The 12,653-nt window shown below is 33.2% G+C and carries 19 protein-coding genes and 1 rRNA gene; 6 read left to right on the top strand and 14 right to left on the bottom strand.

Annotated elements, in window-relative coordinates; genetic code table 11:
* Window positions 1-89: ribosomal RNA gene (gene rrf, locus CLV62_RS16480) — 5S ribosomal RNA — on the top strand; the annotation flags it as partial.
* A gap of 127 nt (window positions 90-216) precedes the next feature.
* Window positions 217-681, top strand: a complete 465-nt coding sequence (locus CLV62_RS16475) for a hypothetical protein (protein WP_110311875.1) — start codon at window positions 217-219, stop codon at window positions 679-681.
* 321 nt (window positions 682-1,002) lie between these two features.
* On the opposite strand, the gene CLV62_RS16470 is transcribed toward CLV62_RS16475, so the two are convergent.
* The 4 genes from CLV62_RS16470 to CLV62_RS16460 are packed head-to-tail and all read right to left on the bottom strand — an operon-like array spanning window position 1,003 to window position 2,475.
* Window positions 1,003-1,194, bottom strand: a complete 192-nt coding sequence (locus CLV62_RS16470) for a crAss001_48 related protein (protein WP_110311874.1) — start codon at window positions 1,192-1,194, stop codon at window positions 1,003-1,005.
* A gap of 14 nt (window positions 1,195-1,208) precedes the next feature.
* Window positions 1,209-1,379: a hypothetical protein gene (locus tag CLV62_RS21770; RefSeq protein ID WP_170120084.1), complete on the bottom strand. Its 171-nt coding sequence runs from the start codon at window positions 1,377-1,379 to the stop codon at window positions 1,209-1,211.
* Window positions 1,376-1,996 (bottom strand): N-acetylmuramoyl-L-alanine amidase family protein, encoded by a 621-nt coding sequence (locus tag CLV62_RS16465; protein WP_110311873.1) that lies wholly within the window; start codon window positions 1,994-1,996, stop codon window positions 1,376-1,378. The genes CLV62_RS21770 and CLV62_RS16465 overlap by 4 nt, the downstream gene beginning before the upstream one ends.
* 2 nt (window positions 1,997-1,998) lie before the next feature.
* A complete protein-coding gene (locus tag CLV62_RS16460; RefSeq protein ID WP_110311872.1) occupies window positions 1,999-2,475 on the bottom strand; it encodes a hypothetical protein in 477 nt (158 codons plus the stop codon).
* Here CLV62_RS16460 and CLV62_RS21955 point away from each other — a divergent pair.
* A complete protein-coding gene (locus CLV62_RS21955) occupies window positions 2,474-2,686 on the top strand; it encodes a hypothetical protein (protein WP_110311871.1) in 213 nt (70 codons plus the stop codon). The genes CLV62_RS16460 and CLV62_RS21955 overlap by 2 nt on opposite strands.
* A gap of 142 nt (window positions 2,687-2,828) precedes the next feature.
* On the opposite strand, the gene CLV62_RS16450 is transcribed toward CLV62_RS21955, so the two are convergent.
* The 4 genes from CLV62_RS16450 to CLV62_RS16435 are packed head-to-tail and all read right to left on the bottom strand — an operon-like array spanning window position 2,829 to window position 4,020.
* Entirely contained in the window at window positions 2,829-3,092 is a 264-nt protein-coding gene (locus CLV62_RS16450) for a hypothetical protein (protein WP_110311870.1), read from the bottom strand.
* Window positions 3,089-3,397, bottom strand: coding sequence for a hypothetical protein (locus CLV62_RS16445; RefSeq protein WP_110311869.1), 309 nt, complete (start codon window positions 3,395-3,397; stop codon window positions 3,089-3,091). Before CLV62_RS16445 ends, CLV62_RS16450 begins: the two co-directional genes overlap by 4 nt.
* Complete coding sequence (locus CLV62_RS16440) at window positions 3,394-3,663, bottom strand: hypothetical protein (protein WP_110311868.1); 270 nt, start codon at window positions 3,661-3,663, stop codon at window positions 3,394-3,396. The genes CLV62_RS16445 and CLV62_RS16440 overlap by 4 nt, the downstream gene beginning before the upstream one ends.
* A 12-nt stretch (window positions 3,664-3,675) precedes the next feature.
* Window positions 3,676-4,020 carry a hypothetical protein gene (locus CLV62_RS16435; protein ID WP_110311867.1) on the bottom strand — a complete coding sequence of 115 codons (345 nt, stop codon included), beginning with the start codon at window positions 4,018-4,020 and terminating at the stop codon, window positions 3,676-3,678.
* Window positions 4,021-4,209: 189 nt separating this feature from the next.
* Here CLV62_RS16435 and CLV62_RS16430 point away from each other — a divergent pair, with 189 nt between their 5' ends.
* Window positions 4,210-4,509 carry a helix-turn-helix domain-containing protein gene (locus CLV62_RS16430; protein ID WP_110311866.1) on the top strand — a complete coding sequence of 100 codons (300 nt, stop codon included), beginning with the start codon at window positions 4,210-4,212 and terminating at the stop codon, window positions 4,507-4,509.
* Window positions 4,510-4,545: 36 nt separating this feature from the next.
* On the opposite strand, the gene CLV62_RS16425 is transcribed toward CLV62_RS16430, so the two are convergent.
* From CLV62_RS16425 to CLV62_RS16400, 6 genes are all read right to left on the bottom strand, one after another.
* On the bottom strand, window positions 4,546-5,079 hold the full coding sequence (locus CLV62_RS16425) for a hypothetical protein (protein WP_110311865.1): 534 nt from the start codon (window positions 5,077-5,079) through the stop codon (window positions 4,546-4,548).
* Between the two features lie 17 nt (window positions 5,080-5,096).
* Window positions 5,097-5,600: a hypothetical protein gene (locus CLV62_RS16420; protein ID WP_110311864.1), complete on the bottom strand. Its 504-nt coding sequence runs from the start codon at window positions 5,598-5,600 to the stop codon at window positions 5,097-5,099.
* A gap of 512 nt (window positions 5,601-6,112) precedes the next feature.
* Window positions 6,113-7,102, bottom strand: a complete 990-nt coding sequence (locus CLV62_RS16415) for a putative phage abortive infection protein (RefSeq protein ID WP_110311863.1) — start codon at window positions 7,100-7,102, stop codon at window positions 6,113-6,115.
* A complete protein-coding gene (locus tag CLV62_RS16410) occupies window positions 7,089-9,041 on the bottom strand; it encodes a P-loop NTPase fold protein (RefSeq protein ID WP_110311862.1) in 1,953 nt (650 codons plus the stop codon). The genes CLV62_RS16415 and CLV62_RS16410 overlap by 14 nt, the downstream gene beginning before the upstream one ends.
* 51 nt (window positions 9,042-9,092) lie before the next feature.
* Complete coding sequence (locus CLV62_RS16405) at window positions 9,093-10,262, bottom strand: PDDEXK-like family protein (protein ID WP_110311861.1); 1,170 nt, start codon at window positions 10,260-10,262, stop codon at window positions 9,093-9,095.
* A gap of 23 nt (window positions 10,263-10,285) precedes the next feature.
* Entirely contained in the window at window positions 10,286-10,627 is a 342-nt protein-coding gene (locus CLV62_RS16400) for a hypothetical protein (RefSeq protein ID WP_110311860.1), read from the bottom strand.
* A 276-nt stretch (window positions 10,628-10,903) separates the two neighbouring features.
* Here CLV62_RS16400 and CLV62_RS16395 point away from each other — a divergent pair, with 276 nt between their 5' ends.
* Together CLV62_RS16395 and CLV62_RS16390 are read left to right on the top strand one after the other, a co-directional pair.
* Entirely contained in the window at window positions 10,904-12,256 is a 1,353-nt protein-coding gene (locus CLV62_RS16395; protein WP_110311859.1) for a tyrosine-type recombinase/integrase, read from the top strand.
* Between the two features lie 75 nt (window positions 12,257-12,331).
* Entirely contained in the window at window positions 12,332-12,622 is a 291-nt protein-coding gene (locus tag CLV62_RS16390) for a helix-turn-helix domain-containing protein (protein WP_110311858.1), read from the top strand.
* Window positions 12,623-12,653 lie beyond the last annotated feature (31 nt).

The following is a 12,653-nucleotide window of genomic DNA, read 5'->3' as shown; positions in this document are numbered from 1 at the left end:
ATCCACCTCTTCCCATTCCGAACAGAGAAGTTAAGCCCAACCACGTCGATGGTACTGCCTTTAGGTGGGAGAGTAGATAGCCGCCCTCTTTTTAAGCAGCCTCAGAGTAATTTACTCTGAGGCTGCTTTTGTTTGATATAAAATATAATAAAATAAAAGCCGAGACGAAAGATACAGGATCAACCTGAAAATTTGTGGAAGATTTATTTTTGTTCTATGCAAACAGGTTATGAATTATTGTTACCCGAAGGGTTTTTGAATTACTTTGAAGTAGTTGAGGTTGATACGTTAGAAAAAGTCATTATCCTTCATTTAGATGAAAAAGTTTTGTCATCAGAAGAGAATAAAGACAATCAGTTTATTAAAATAGTAGATAATGTCAATACTTTGATTCGTAATAAGTATATGATAATCGATACAGATGAATATAGTGTGGCAATGCTTGACAACCTTTATGATCACTTTCTTGAAGTAGAGAACCAACCTGACGGAATTCGAAAATTCGAAGGTGAAGCCATGAGAAATTTTTGTAACAGATTAAAAACTTATTGTGATTTTCATAGGGGTTTTAATGAACACTGGATGAAAGATAAGCTTTTGATTTCTCTCAAGTATAAAAATAATGATGTGATACCTTATGCATATTTTGATTATAACTTACAACAGGTAATTAAATATTAAAATTATCTGAATGAATAATAAGCCCTATTTTTAATTAAATAGGGCTTTTTTCACTATCTTTCGGACGATTATTCTTAACGAACCGAAACGCAATGAAAAAAATACTCCTTATTCTCGCTGTGGCGATGTCGCTTATTACCTCTTGCTCGAAAGGCTACTACGACAACCAAAGCACATAAATAGTAGTATAATGAGTGCATATATTTTCATAATTCAAATTTCCACTTATTTTTCTTGAATAAGGATTTGTTTATTCAAACGTAAGAAAGTAGGGTGTAAATAACACTCTTAGGTTATCTTATACCCTACTAGCTAACCTATTTACAGCCTTAATAATCTCTCTTTTAAACATGTAAGATAAGTATTCATACTTGTTGCTTGAATATGTAAAAGAGTTCTTTGGACAGATTCAATACTAACAACTTTTTCACTTTTAAGAAAATCATCTAATTTGTTTAGTTTTTCTTCAAGTTGATCATGTTCTAACACTAACCTTTCTTTAAATGTATTCATAATATTATTGGGTTTTACAAAGCCCTCCCAGAGCTAATTTCACTATCTCTTAACTGATATCCTTTAATAAAGGCTTCACATTTTGCTTCTTGGAGATCTCTGCGTGCACACCATTCTCTACTTGCCGGGCCAATAGATACAGGACGTGGATAGATTTCTCTAGCTTTTTGTTCGACTGTTTTCATTTTGTGAGTTTTGTTAAAACATAATTGTTACATTCTTCTATTCCGGAGACTATCGAATCTTCAAACCGTTTATTTACGGTTTGATCTTCGAGTAGGGCCACATCATCTTTATTATCCTGAAATAAGAACTCAACCAACATGGCCGAATAGTTACCCGTCAAAACTGTGAAGTTTGATTCTTTGTCACGCTCCAGGTACTCATCTTTAGAGTATCTGTGTTTAGCTTCCGGGAACCATTCTTTTAATTGCTTCAAAACAAAATCTGCAAAAATATCGGAAGTGGTACGACCTACGGAAGTGAACACTTCTATACCTGAGGCTTGCATCCAGTTAGAACCGTCACCGGCTGCATTGTTATGCAATGAAACCATTAAAGGGATAAGATCCGGATATTGTTTTGCTAAAGCATTGGCAGCTTGTACACGCTTAGTAAGACCTATTTCCTTATCAGTTGTGTTACTCCAGACTACGGTATAACCGTATGCTTTCAATAAAATCTCTATTTGCTCGCATCGTTCACGGCTCCATTTGTATTCTCTGTGTCTGCCATCGGGAGATCGTTTACCGGGTGTTTCTTCTCCGTGTGCCGGATCAAGTATGATCAGTAGTTTCTTCATATTTAATCGTTTAAAATATTATCTAAATTCTTACCTGTTTTACTTTCCATCTCTCCTTTTAGCTGAAGACGGAATATCTTAAGAAATGGGAAATCAGGATAAATAATCAGTAGCGATGCCGATATACTCCACAACTCACAGCCGGCGGCGATGGCAGCCGCAACCTTTATACCTATAAAACCTGTGTCGTGTGCAATTTTTTCAATCACGAATACACCTATAAGCATGAACGAGTAGCATCCGACTTTAAAGCAGGTGTCACGTATAGCCTTGGAGAGTATAAATTTTTTCAACTTTACAGCTGCTATTATTCCGCAAATCAAATCAGCGACAATACCGCCGCCAACAACAGCAAAGCAGTACCATTCGGGCAATAAAAAATTACCGAAATAGCATAGTATCAGCAATAGGAAACCATAGGTAGATGTGAATAATTTTTCTATATGAAAGAAAATTGATTGGATAAAAGATGTTATCATGACTTTCGTTTTTATTTCAAAAGTCGGCAGTTTCAGGGGAGATAGAAAGGACAAAAAAAGCCTGAATCTTTCGACTCAGGCTTATGGTGGTATTCTATTTTTCGGCATCATCTTTTATTTCAAGAAATTTGCCAAGCGATTCATAAAGAAACCGGGCTTCTTTTTCGGTAATGTCATTTATGCTACCACTCGCGGCGAAAAGATGATATAATACTTCGGGAGATTTGTTATACCCGATAATCAATTCCTTGTGTACGGCTATGCTCATTGTATGCCTCCTTTCATTAAAATGAAGATAATGGAGAGGATAACCATCCATTCGATGGGCGAAACAGGTTGGTATTTGTGTACTTTCATGATGTGGCTCCTTTCCAGTTTATTGTAAATGATATAAACAGGTCGTCGCTCAGTGCTGATACAGTATAGCTGCGGACTCCTTTTTCTTCGGTCATTACAAAGTGTTCGTCTTTAAATCGCGGATCATTCATTATATCGAGCCCTGCACTAATTGCACTAATCTTTTCACCTATCTCGGGGCGTATGGTATCAAAAACAGGTGTACCGGCTACCATGCGCGGCGATTTTACTTTTCGGTTTGTTTGTTTCTTTGTTTTCATGCTTGTGCCTCCTTTACTAAAAAAGTAATACCTATAAATTCTTCTTCGCTCATTGTTCCGTCATAATAAACTTTGTCTGCAATTGTTGTATCATATTTACATTCAAGACCATTAGGTAACATGACATATATAATACTATTATCGGGAATCTCATTAGACATCACTCCAGCAAAGATCCACTTTGAAAGATCCGGAAAATCAGTATACTCTATCGAGCCGGTTACTTCGTCTTTTACGAAAGGATCTGTTACTCGAAATGTGGCGGTTTGTTTTGCTTTTCGGTTTGTTTGTTTCTTTGCTTTCATGCTTGTGCCTCCTTTTCTTCAAATATTAACTCTATTAATTCGGTAGTTGAAATACGCCCTTTGCTAAAACAGTAGTGCATAAGTGTCAGATTTAGCCAAAAGCTATTACCATCGGGCAGGGTCACTTTGAAATCTACTTCTTCGGGATAGTCCTCATTCCATAGTTTATAGATTTCTTCAAATAGTGATTCTAATGTTTCGTATTCGAAAGGGTGTTTTAATCCATCGCAATCGGTAAAGACATAGGCGGTTTGTTTTGTTTTCATATTCGTAGGGTTTTATATATTATCAAGGAATAAACTGTATTCTTCTTTTGTAATTAATCCATTTTCTAAATAAAAATTTACAGAATAATCTGCATAAACATGACTGTCAAATTGAAAATCAATACAGAATAAACCATCCGTCAGCGATAAACTTCCTGTTTCTTTTAATTCTTCCCAATAAGTTTTTCCGTCAATCATTTCACCATCTACATAGATCGAATTAACTCTGCAACTCCAAAATTCCTGATTAACGGAAACATTAAAACCATATAGTTTATTGATTGCACGTTTACACTGATTCAAAAATGAGTTGAAATCTGTCTTAGAAGGTCGGTCTGTTTCGTAAATCAATTTCATATTTGTGGGGTTTAGTATTAAACTACTTAGTTTTATCCTGCACCACAAAATAAAACTAATTAGTTTAATAAACCAATACACAAACAGTTAATAAAATTTAATTATTAAACTATATACATTTACCGATTGCAATATATTGCACTACATAGTATTAATTTCTATATTTGTGAAATTAAACTATGTAGTATTATGGATTTTAGAAAAAGAATAAAAGAGGTATGCCAAATAAAAGGCATAACACAAAAGGATTTAGCCGAAAAATTGGGAATAACGGATATTAGTTTGAATAAAACACTTCGAGGAGAATATCCGCAATTACAATCATTAGAAAAAATAGCTAATGCTTTAAATGTAGATATAACAGAATTATTTGATGCACCCAGTAAATCTGGAACAATAGGAATAATAAGACACAACGGAGAGGCTTACGGAATCAATTCCATTGAAGATATAAGGCAGTTATTAACTAAGATCGAAAAAGGCGAGTAATTACTACTCGCCTTTTTCTATGCTGTTTAAATGTATTTATTTTTTTATTGCAGCGGTCAATAAACTATACGCTTTATTAATTTTAGCCCCATCCTTATCCTTTATATCTATATCTACATAACCGTCAGTTGAATATACCCTTACCTTGGTGGCTACTGCATCGCCTGAGAATTTAATAATATCATCCCCCTTATACATTGCATGAATGCCCATAATAGCACTCCAACTAAGACCTGTAACGCCTTCACCCTTCCCTGATAATACATGAGATATAGAATTTAAAGTAGCAACTGAGTCATCGTTGAATTTGAACATAAGTTTAGCATCATTCGAGATTGAAGTAATTTCAACTGTAATCCATTTTAAATGCAAATAGGTAGTTCCATTTTCATAACGAAGCATAAACATAAGGTTATCTCTACCCGTTAATACATTTCCCCCTTTTATTTTTTCCCAAGAAGTATAAATGACCTTATTGCCTGTAAAATCGTCAACCTCGTTTTTTTCAATTTTCTGACTAAAAGCTAATATGGGAAACAATAAGAACAATACAATAAATAAATTTTTCATTTTTATATAAATTATTATTAATTAGTTATCAACCAACTACCATCCGATTGCTTCACCACCTGATAGCGTTTTAAGTTTTTATTTTTCTCCTTGGCAATACCAGATATTGCATCACCTCCAAATCTTTGAAAACGTGATCCGCATTTGTTACATATAAGATCATATGTTCCTGTAAGTGGAACGAGCATATTAACTTCAGGTTCATTCCACTCCATTATACATGCCCAATCAAAAGCATAAAGTATTTTTAAAGTTGGGTCATTCATTAATCTTATGATGCCGCTTTTACCCACTTTAGTAGTATCAGTAACACGAAAATCTACAGCCCATGGAAGATCTTTTAAATCATCCGCATAGAATTTTATATATACCGGGTAAATCTTATCTCCATCGCTGTCACGATCGGTTGTGTCTTCATCTTTCGAGTCAGAACAATAATTAGCATATTCAGCCCATTCAACTTTCTCTTTCGTTGAATTGGCTAGTATTAGTAATGCTTCATTCTGACTATTCGCTATCATTGGCTGATAAGTGATTAATGTATGTTTTAACAAAAGTAATACTAATTTGGATAAATGTACAGAATATGGTTTGATTATTGTATCGGGCTCATAGCTGGGCTCTCAATTGGAACCCGAGCCCACTTAATTGCGGTATATCAGTTGAGGTTCAAAGTGGGATTTTAGTACTTATTTCGGGAAAGAAGATTAGATATAAAGTTGCATATAATCAGCTATGAATGTGCCATTTGGATAGTATTATGAGCTCTCAGCCGTTGGGACCCGATTTGGAACCCCGAAAAAAATAAGCCCCTGTAAGTTATTGTCTTACAGGGGCTTTAAACATGTATTTGAGGTTCCTGGCGGTCACTAAATGAGATTTCCTCAATTTTGCAGTGAGACCTCGACTGATCTCGTTTTTTATGTCCCAGATTGTCCCATAGTATCACAGGGAAACACAAAGAAATCTCGCAAAGCAAAAAATTGAGACCCAGATTGAGACCTTGAATATAATAATCAAAAAAATCAATTAGTTATTTATAATCTTTCTCCCACAGCTCTCGCTCCCTTTTCGATTCCTCATTCGATTCATTATACTCATAAAGGATACGAGAATACTCATCCTCAAAATCATTGTTTCCAAATATTCTAGGAAAATTGAGAGGTATATTTTTTATTAAATTGTACTTAGTTATTAATCTATCGTTTTTTTCATTTGGTACTGATTCCCATACATCCCCCAAGGTTGATAATGAATTTAAAAAGAATAAATATTGTTCTTCATTACTCAATGTTGCCCTCAACGATTTAATATAGTTATATTTTTCATCGTATGACAAAATTGTTTGATTATCAATATAAGTGACTATTTGATATAGCTGTCGAAAATAAATGGCGAGCTTTTTAGAAGCTCCCTCCAACATAATATTATGGCTTTGGAAATAATGATTCATCTTATTGATGACATTAGGCTTAGGCTTACTTTCTTCTATTGTATTTAATTGTAAATATTCTCCATAGAAGAAATACAAGTAAGATAGGTTTAAAACACCTTTCTTTGATCTCTTTACTTTTAGATTTTTTTCACAAGACTCTAATATAGAGCAAAATAATTTAATCTGCTTGGAAAAATAATCCTCTTCATTTTCTATTAAGTAGTAGTAATATTCATTGTGTTTAGCCAACATTGTATAAAAGTGATTCCCAATTTTTTTTTTAAGTTTGTCAATATCGGCACTTTGTTGTTCTTGTAGCTGTCTCAATCTCCCCTGCTCTGCATTTTTTTTGTCTTTAAGATATGTCTTGACTGCATAGAAAACAGCAATAGCTGCAAGAATAGTACCAATTACACCACCTACAAAATCCCCATAAGTTCCAAATAATTCGTGGTTTATAGGAGCACAATACCATAGGTCTTGTTTTATCATCCAAGGGATAGCAATAAGGATTAATATCAAGAATACCAGAATTATAGGATATTTATACTTGTTTAATACTTTCAAGATAAGCTTAATGTTTTTCATTATTCAAAGAGTAATATTTAATCCAATATTCTAATTTCTTTTTTAGGTTGTTAAAAACTATATAACTAACAGGTCTGTTATCATCAATCGAACTCAAATGCTCATCAACTAACTCTAACATTTTATTAATGAATCCTCTTTCATAAGAAGCTTGTGTATGACCTCCGCTCAAAATATACCTTCTATCTAAAGCCATAATGAAATTATCTATAGCTCTTGGAATAGATTTTGTAAGCTTTCCAAAGATAGGTAGTGCATCTACATCCTTCAAGGTATAATTATTTTTGCCTTCTACTACATTTTTTTCTAAATCTCCTTCTGTCCCTCCAATGACATTAATAATAGCCTCAACAGAACTATCCATATCTGTATCGCTATCTAATTCATCATTCGCTTTTAGTATACACTTTCTAAAACGATGGAATTTTTCAGATTGAATAGAATCTACAGTCCAATTGCCAGATGTCTGTTCATGCAAGAAATGTTCTATTCTTAGGACTCTATCGTTAAGGCTCTTTTTTATTGAATCGATAAATATTTTAACTACTGATTTATCAACACAAAAATTGTGAATTTTGAGAGATTCTAACACTAACAAATCACTAAAGAGAGATAAATAGGTAGACAATTTTGTATAAGAAGTATCTTTTATTGCTTTAAGTACTTCTCTAATAATATTTCTTGCATCAGCGTCTGGTACATCATAAATACGGTTTATTTCCTTTCGTATTTTATCGTCCTTTGTTCCTTCTCTTCGAATTAATGAGGCTACTATTCTTTCTATTTCAGCTCTAAATGTTTTTATTTTAAATTCGCCTGAATCAATGTATTCAACAATGCTATCAAATGGCTCTCTTTGTGAAACATCAGTGAAATAGCCTTTTTCTTTGGGGAAATATAGATTCTCAATATCGCTTATTTTTTTCCAGAGTCTTTCCCTTTGTTTTCTTTGCTCTTCGGTTTCTTCAACTTGTTCATTCTTGTCCTCTTCCCAAGAGAGCATAATTCGCCGTCCTTGCTCATCAAGAGATAGTATTCTATTAGCAATTGGAAAACTCACACTTTGAATAATGTGGAATGAAACACCTTTCTTATATTCTATGGAAACAAATGCTGTATAAAAGACAATAAGTTCTCGTATAGTTGCATGATATTTTTCATCAATATTTTCTTTAACAGAATCAAATCCCCGTAATATCTCTTCTAATGAATCTATAGTGAACTGCAATGTCCTAAGGTTTTTACATTGTCCAGTTATAAATGTTTTTTCTATTAATTTCTTATCATTATCTTCCAATTTGAAAGTAGTTTCATTATTTTCAAGTATAGAAGGTTGTTTTTTGTCTGATTCAGAGCGTGTATATTTACTGAATATAACATCGTAAGTTGTATCTAAATCAAAGGATCGTCGAATATACTTTTCCTTTATAGTTGTAAACTCATTCTTTAGATATTCTTGTAGTTTCTTTTTATCTGCAACAAATAATACTTTGTTTTCAGAATGTTCTATATATGAGTTTATAAAGGCTAATAACTCCGTTAAAAAAGGAGTGTGGACACGTTCTAAATCATCGAAGCAGAATACTATATTTTCTGGTATTAGAGATTTAGGTCTATAATCATTTTCCGATTTTTGATTCTCAAATTGTGCTATTTCGAACTCTAATTGAGTTTCTTTCTTTTGAGGTCTCAAATTGATGGAAGCAAACATCAACTCCCTTAATCTCTCTGTAGTACTAACTCCTGCTAAGCTTACATATACAGGTCTATATTTATTATCAGTATTAGGCAGTGACACTTGCGATATAGCAGGCATAATTTCATTCTGTAGCAAGTATGTTTTCCCAGTTCCCCATTCCCCAGAAATCATCATAGCATAATTGGTCTTTTCTTTACCAATATATGTTAGTATTTTTTCTTTTATAACGTCTCCAGTCATGATATGTAGAATATTAGATTTATAAAGTAGTATTTTGTATTATGGGATGCTTTATTTGCTTTTCAATTCTTTTAAGAAGCCTTGAATATATACTAATACTTCATTGTCAAAATCTTTAATTCCTTGATTTTCTTGCAATGTAAAGACCTTATACATTCCATTTCCATAACCAAATTCCATAAAACCATCATAATAGTTAATATTCTTCAATTTAGCCCTAACGATATTCCTTACCTGTTCTTTGTCATCCTCATCTTTTAAGGCGAACCATTTATTGGGTGTCCAAATATCAATTTGAATTCCTGTATCTGTAAATTGAATATCTAGCTTATACTCATTGTCTTCTTCCGAAAACCCCCAAAATACCCAATAGTTCTTTCTGTATTGAGCCATCTTTTTGAATGGTTCATACTTTCCATTTAGTTTCTCCATAAATATATCAGTCCGATACTCATTTAAACCATTGGTCAGCTCTACAATAGATTTTACTCTATCCCATCCTCCTTGCTCTGATATTATTTCGTAAAATTCGTCCTTTATGTTTCTATCTAGTCCCATTTGTGATAAGTGTTTTAAAAGTTTTGAATATTCGTATATAAATGAGGTCGCTGAATTATTAATATTAGCTTTATAGCAAGGTAAAATCCAGCCATTATACAAGTCATCTGCCTTGTTTGAGAATGCTGGTAAATTTACTATAAGTCTGTTGATAGCATTATTGTCTGTAAAAGGGGCTTTCTTATTTTGATTAAGAGGTAAATACACGATAGAATCTACCGTATAGCCTAATTTTGTTTCATTAATATAATATTTTTCGAGTTGATTTTGTGTATCCCCTGCATTGTTAATTTTATTTTCAATGATAATACAATGCTTACTTTTTGAATCTCTAATGAGTATATCAATACGCCCTTTCAAATTCATTGAATCAGTTGGGTTTTCTATCTTTATCTCAACATTGCAATAGTTATTCTTGTTGATATCTACCCCATAGGAGTTTATCATGAAGTCAAAGAATAGATTTAAATAAGTATCTCCAGCTTTATGCTTTTCTAAAGGATCTAGCAGCAAGGCTATAATATCACTGTGATAGTTCTCTTTGTGAGAATTAACCGAAGAGATGGAAAATATATTGAACGAACTTTTTTCTATTTCTTTTTTGACTTTTTCTAATTTACCTTTTAGATTTTCGAATTCTGGTCTATATATAAACTCTCTCATATTCTATATAAATAGTGTCATACTTATTTCTTATTCTCTCCCCAATACTCAAAACACTCTCTCTGCAAATCTTCTAAGTCATGGTCAATCCCTAAATCATCACACAGCATGAAGAAACCAGTACTAGGAACACCCGTCGCTTTCTGTACAACAAGAGCACATAAGAAAGGTCTATCCTCATTTCTTTCATAACAAGAAATTCTAGCTAAAGTCTTGCTTAGCTTGCCCATGTGGCGATCATCATCGTCACTAACCAAATCACTATAAGTAAGTGTTTCGCCTTTGGATGCTGCTTCAATTAGCTTTTTCCGTATTTCGAGAGCTTCACTATCCAATATGATTTTATTTTTCTTTGATGCAGTCATATATAAGTCTGTTTCTTCGATTTAGATTAAGCTATAAATATAATCATTTTCTTTCATTTTTAACTTTTATGCGTAGAATTTAGTTTTTTATACTAATGGGTAGTGTCTATTTAGCTACTTTTGTTTATCAAAGGTATTCATGACGAGAGCCCATGACTAGCTGTCATATTTTGATGCTTTATTTTTGGCAAATAACTCTAAATATTGAGTTCAAGTCTAACAAGCACGGAACGGCTCTTGAAAATAAGTTATTGAATAACTTAAAATTTTTTTACAATGAGATTGAAACTGAAAGATTTAAAGAATACCGTTTACACCAAAAACAACATGCGGTTTTCTCTAAAGAATGCTACACAGGAGTGTTCCCTTGTCCGTGTTCGAATTAATGTAAATGGAAGCCGATTAACTTTTTACCTTCCATCCGATTACAAGGTTAGTCCCAATCATTGGGATAAAGAGGCTGGTAAAGCTATCGAAGATTCTAAACATAATCCCGATTTGAAAGGCAATCCTCAATTACAAACTATCTTACGGAATGTAAACAAAGAGATTGAGAAAACGACCAATGCTCTGATTAAGGTCATGGAAGATTTCAAGCTCAGAGATATACGTCCTACTACAGATTTGGTTCGGGAAAAACTAAAGAAAGAATTAAATCGTTCTGAAAATACAGAAAAACGCATTTTTACTGATTTTCACTCATTCATTGATTATTACATAGCATTGTGTCGAGAGGGTTCTATTCTCAACAACAAAGGCGGAAAATTAGTTGATGGCTCAATCAGAAACTACCTGTCAACTCAAAGTGCATTGAAAAGGTATTCAACTAATCGTAGAGTTAAACTCAGATTTGAATCTATTACTGTTGAATTTTACAATGATTTTATCAAGTTCCTGAATGAAGCAACGCATGCAAGGGGACAGTACAGACCTAATGTTGTCGGAAAATTCATTAAGAATATAAAGGTTTTTATGCGGTATGCCTATGAAAATGATTACACAACTAATGATGATTACAAGAAACGGGAATTCAAGGTTTATAAAGAAGATGTTGAGACCGTTTATTTGACAGAAACAGAACTTGATGCACTATATGATTTGGAATTGCCAGAGAGCCAAGCCCATGTTCGAGATGGTTTTTATGTTAGTTGCTATACAGGGCTTCGATACAGCGACTTGGCTCGATTAGAAGAAAAGCACATCAATTTTGAACGGAAAATTATATCTATCGTTACTCAAAAAACAAATGCACCTGTTGTTATTCCAATTCATCCAAAAGTTGAAGCGATTTTCAGAAAACATAATAATCAACCACCTACGATACAATGTAATCAATCAACCAATCGTATGATAAAAAAACTGTGTCGTATGGCTGATATTACAGACCTTATCTCCGTAATGGAAACAAAAGGCGGAATCAAAAAAGAGCAGACATACGAGAAATGTGAACTGGTAACTTCTCATACGGCTCGAAGAAGTTTTGCGACAAATGCTCACTTAAGTGGTCTTCAAAGTATAGCTATCATGCAAATTACAGGTCACAAGACAGAATCGTCTTTTATGCGATATATTCGGGTATCGAAAGAAGAAAATGCTCTGTCTTTATTATCTCACTCATTCTTTAGCTAAAAATCAAAATCTATTATAATTCAATGGATTATCCTTAATCAGATAATCCATTTTTTTGTTGTAAAAATTACAGTTATGAAAAAAGAAATTATCATTATCAACGATATGGAGGATTTTATGAAAGAAATTAGCTCCATCGTTCGAAAGATTGTCAAAGATGAACTGAATGGAAAAGAAGAATTGAGTAAGAAATCAACAAAAGACGCTTTGTTTACAAGAGCCGAAGTTTGTGCCCATCTCCATATTTCTTATGCTACGTTACATAGATACGTTAACGCTGGTGTCTTTATTTGCCATAAAATGGGCAGACGGTCTCTGTTTAATATGAAAGAGGTAGAAGCAGCCCTTATAAAAGTGAATGTCTAATTTTACATAACTGCTTAATATTTCTGATATT

The sequence above is a fragment of the Indolivaga alginatilytica genome (assembly GCF_003201355.1).
Lineage (GTDB): Bacteria > Bacteroidota > Bacteroidia > Bacteroidales > Dysgonomonadaceae > Dysgonomonas_A > Dysgonomonas_A alginatilytica.
The sequence above is the reverse complement of the archived record's forward strand: the minus strand, read 5'-3'. Positions and strand labels throughout refer to the sequence as shown.

What these genes read in the sequence shown, in the direction of transcription:
- CLV62_RS16430 (WP_110311866.1), top strand. Translation starts at nt 4,210, where the DNA reads ATGGATTTTAGAAAAAGAATAAAAGAGGTATGCCAAATAAAAGGCATA.
- CLV62_RS16415 (WP_110311863.1), bottom strand. Translation starts at nt 7,102, where the DNA reads ATGAAAAACATTAAGCTTATCTTGAAAGTATTAAACAAGTATAAATAT.
- CLV62_RS16450 (WP_110311870.1), bottom strand. Translation starts at nt 3,092, where the DNA reads ATGAAAACAAAGAAACAAACAAACCGAAAAGTAAAATCGCCGCGCATG.
- CLV62_RS16405 (WP_110311861.1), bottom strand. Translation starts at nt 10,262, where the DNA reads ATGAGAGAGTTTATATATAGACCAGAATTCGAAAATCTAAAAGGTAAA.
- CLV62_RS16470 (WP_110311874.1), bottom strand. Translation starts at nt 1,194, where the DNA reads ATGAATACATTTAAAGAAAGGTTAGTGTTAGAACATGATCAACTTGAA.
- CLV62_RS16410 (WP_110311862.1), bottom strand. Translation starts at nt 9,041, where the DNA reads ATGACTGGAGACGTTATAAAAGAAAAAATACTAACATATATTGGTAAA.
- CLV62_RS16425 (WP_110311865.1), bottom strand. Translation starts at nt 5,079, where the DNA reads ATGAAAAATTTATTTATTGTATTGTTCTTATTGTTTCCCATATTAGCT.
- CLV62_RS16390 (WP_110311858.1), top strand. Translation starts at nt 12,332, where the DNA reads ATGAAAAAAGAAATTATCATTATCAACGATATGGAGGATTTTATGAAA.
- CLV62_RS16435 (WP_110311867.1), bottom strand. Translation starts at nt 4,020, where the DNA reads ATGAAATTGATTTACGAAACAGACCGACCTTCTAAGACAGATTTCAAC.
- CLV62_RS16440 (WP_110311868.1), bottom strand. Translation starts at nt 3,663, where the DNA reads ATGAAAACAAAACAAACCGCCTATGTCTTTACCGATTGCGATGGATTA.
- CLV62_RS16420 (WP_110311864.1), bottom strand. Translation starts at nt 5,600, where the DNA reads ATGATAGCGAATAGTCAGAATGAAGCATTACTAATACTAGCCAATTCA.
- CLV62_RS21955 (WP_110311871.1), top strand. Translation starts at nt 2,474, where the DNA reads ATGACTTTCGTTTTTATTTCAAAAGTCGGCAGTTTCAGGGGAGATAGA.
- CLV62_RS16395 (WP_110311859.1), top strand. Translation starts at nt 10,904, where the DNA reads ATGAGATTGAAACTGAAAGATTTAAAGAATACCGTTTACACCAAAAAC.
- CLV62_RS16460 (WP_110311872.1), bottom strand. Translation starts at nt 2,475, where the DNA reads ATGATAACATCTTTTATCCAATCAATTTTCTTTCATATAGAAAAATTA.
- CLV62_RS16465 (WP_110311873.1), bottom strand. Translation starts at nt 1,996, where the DNA reads ATGAAGAAACTACTGATCATACTTGATCCGGCACACGGAGAAGAAACA.
- CLV62_RS16475 (WP_110311875.1), top strand. Translation starts at nt 217, where the DNA reads ATGCAAACAGGTTATGAATTATTGTTACCCGAAGGGTTTTTGAATTAC.
- CLV62_RS16400 (WP_110311860.1), bottom strand. Translation starts at nt 10,627, where the DNA reads ATGACTGCATCAAAGAAAAATAAAATCATATTGGATAGTGAAGCTCTC.
- CLV62_RS21770 (WP_170120084.1), bottom strand. Translation starts at nt 1,379, where the DNA reads ATGAAAACAGTCGAACAAAAAGCTAGAGAAATCTATCCACGTCCTGTA.
- CLV62_RS16445 (WP_110311869.1), bottom strand. Translation starts at nt 3,397, where the DNA reads ATGAAAGCAAAGAAACAAACAAACCGAAAAGCAAAACAAACCGCCACA.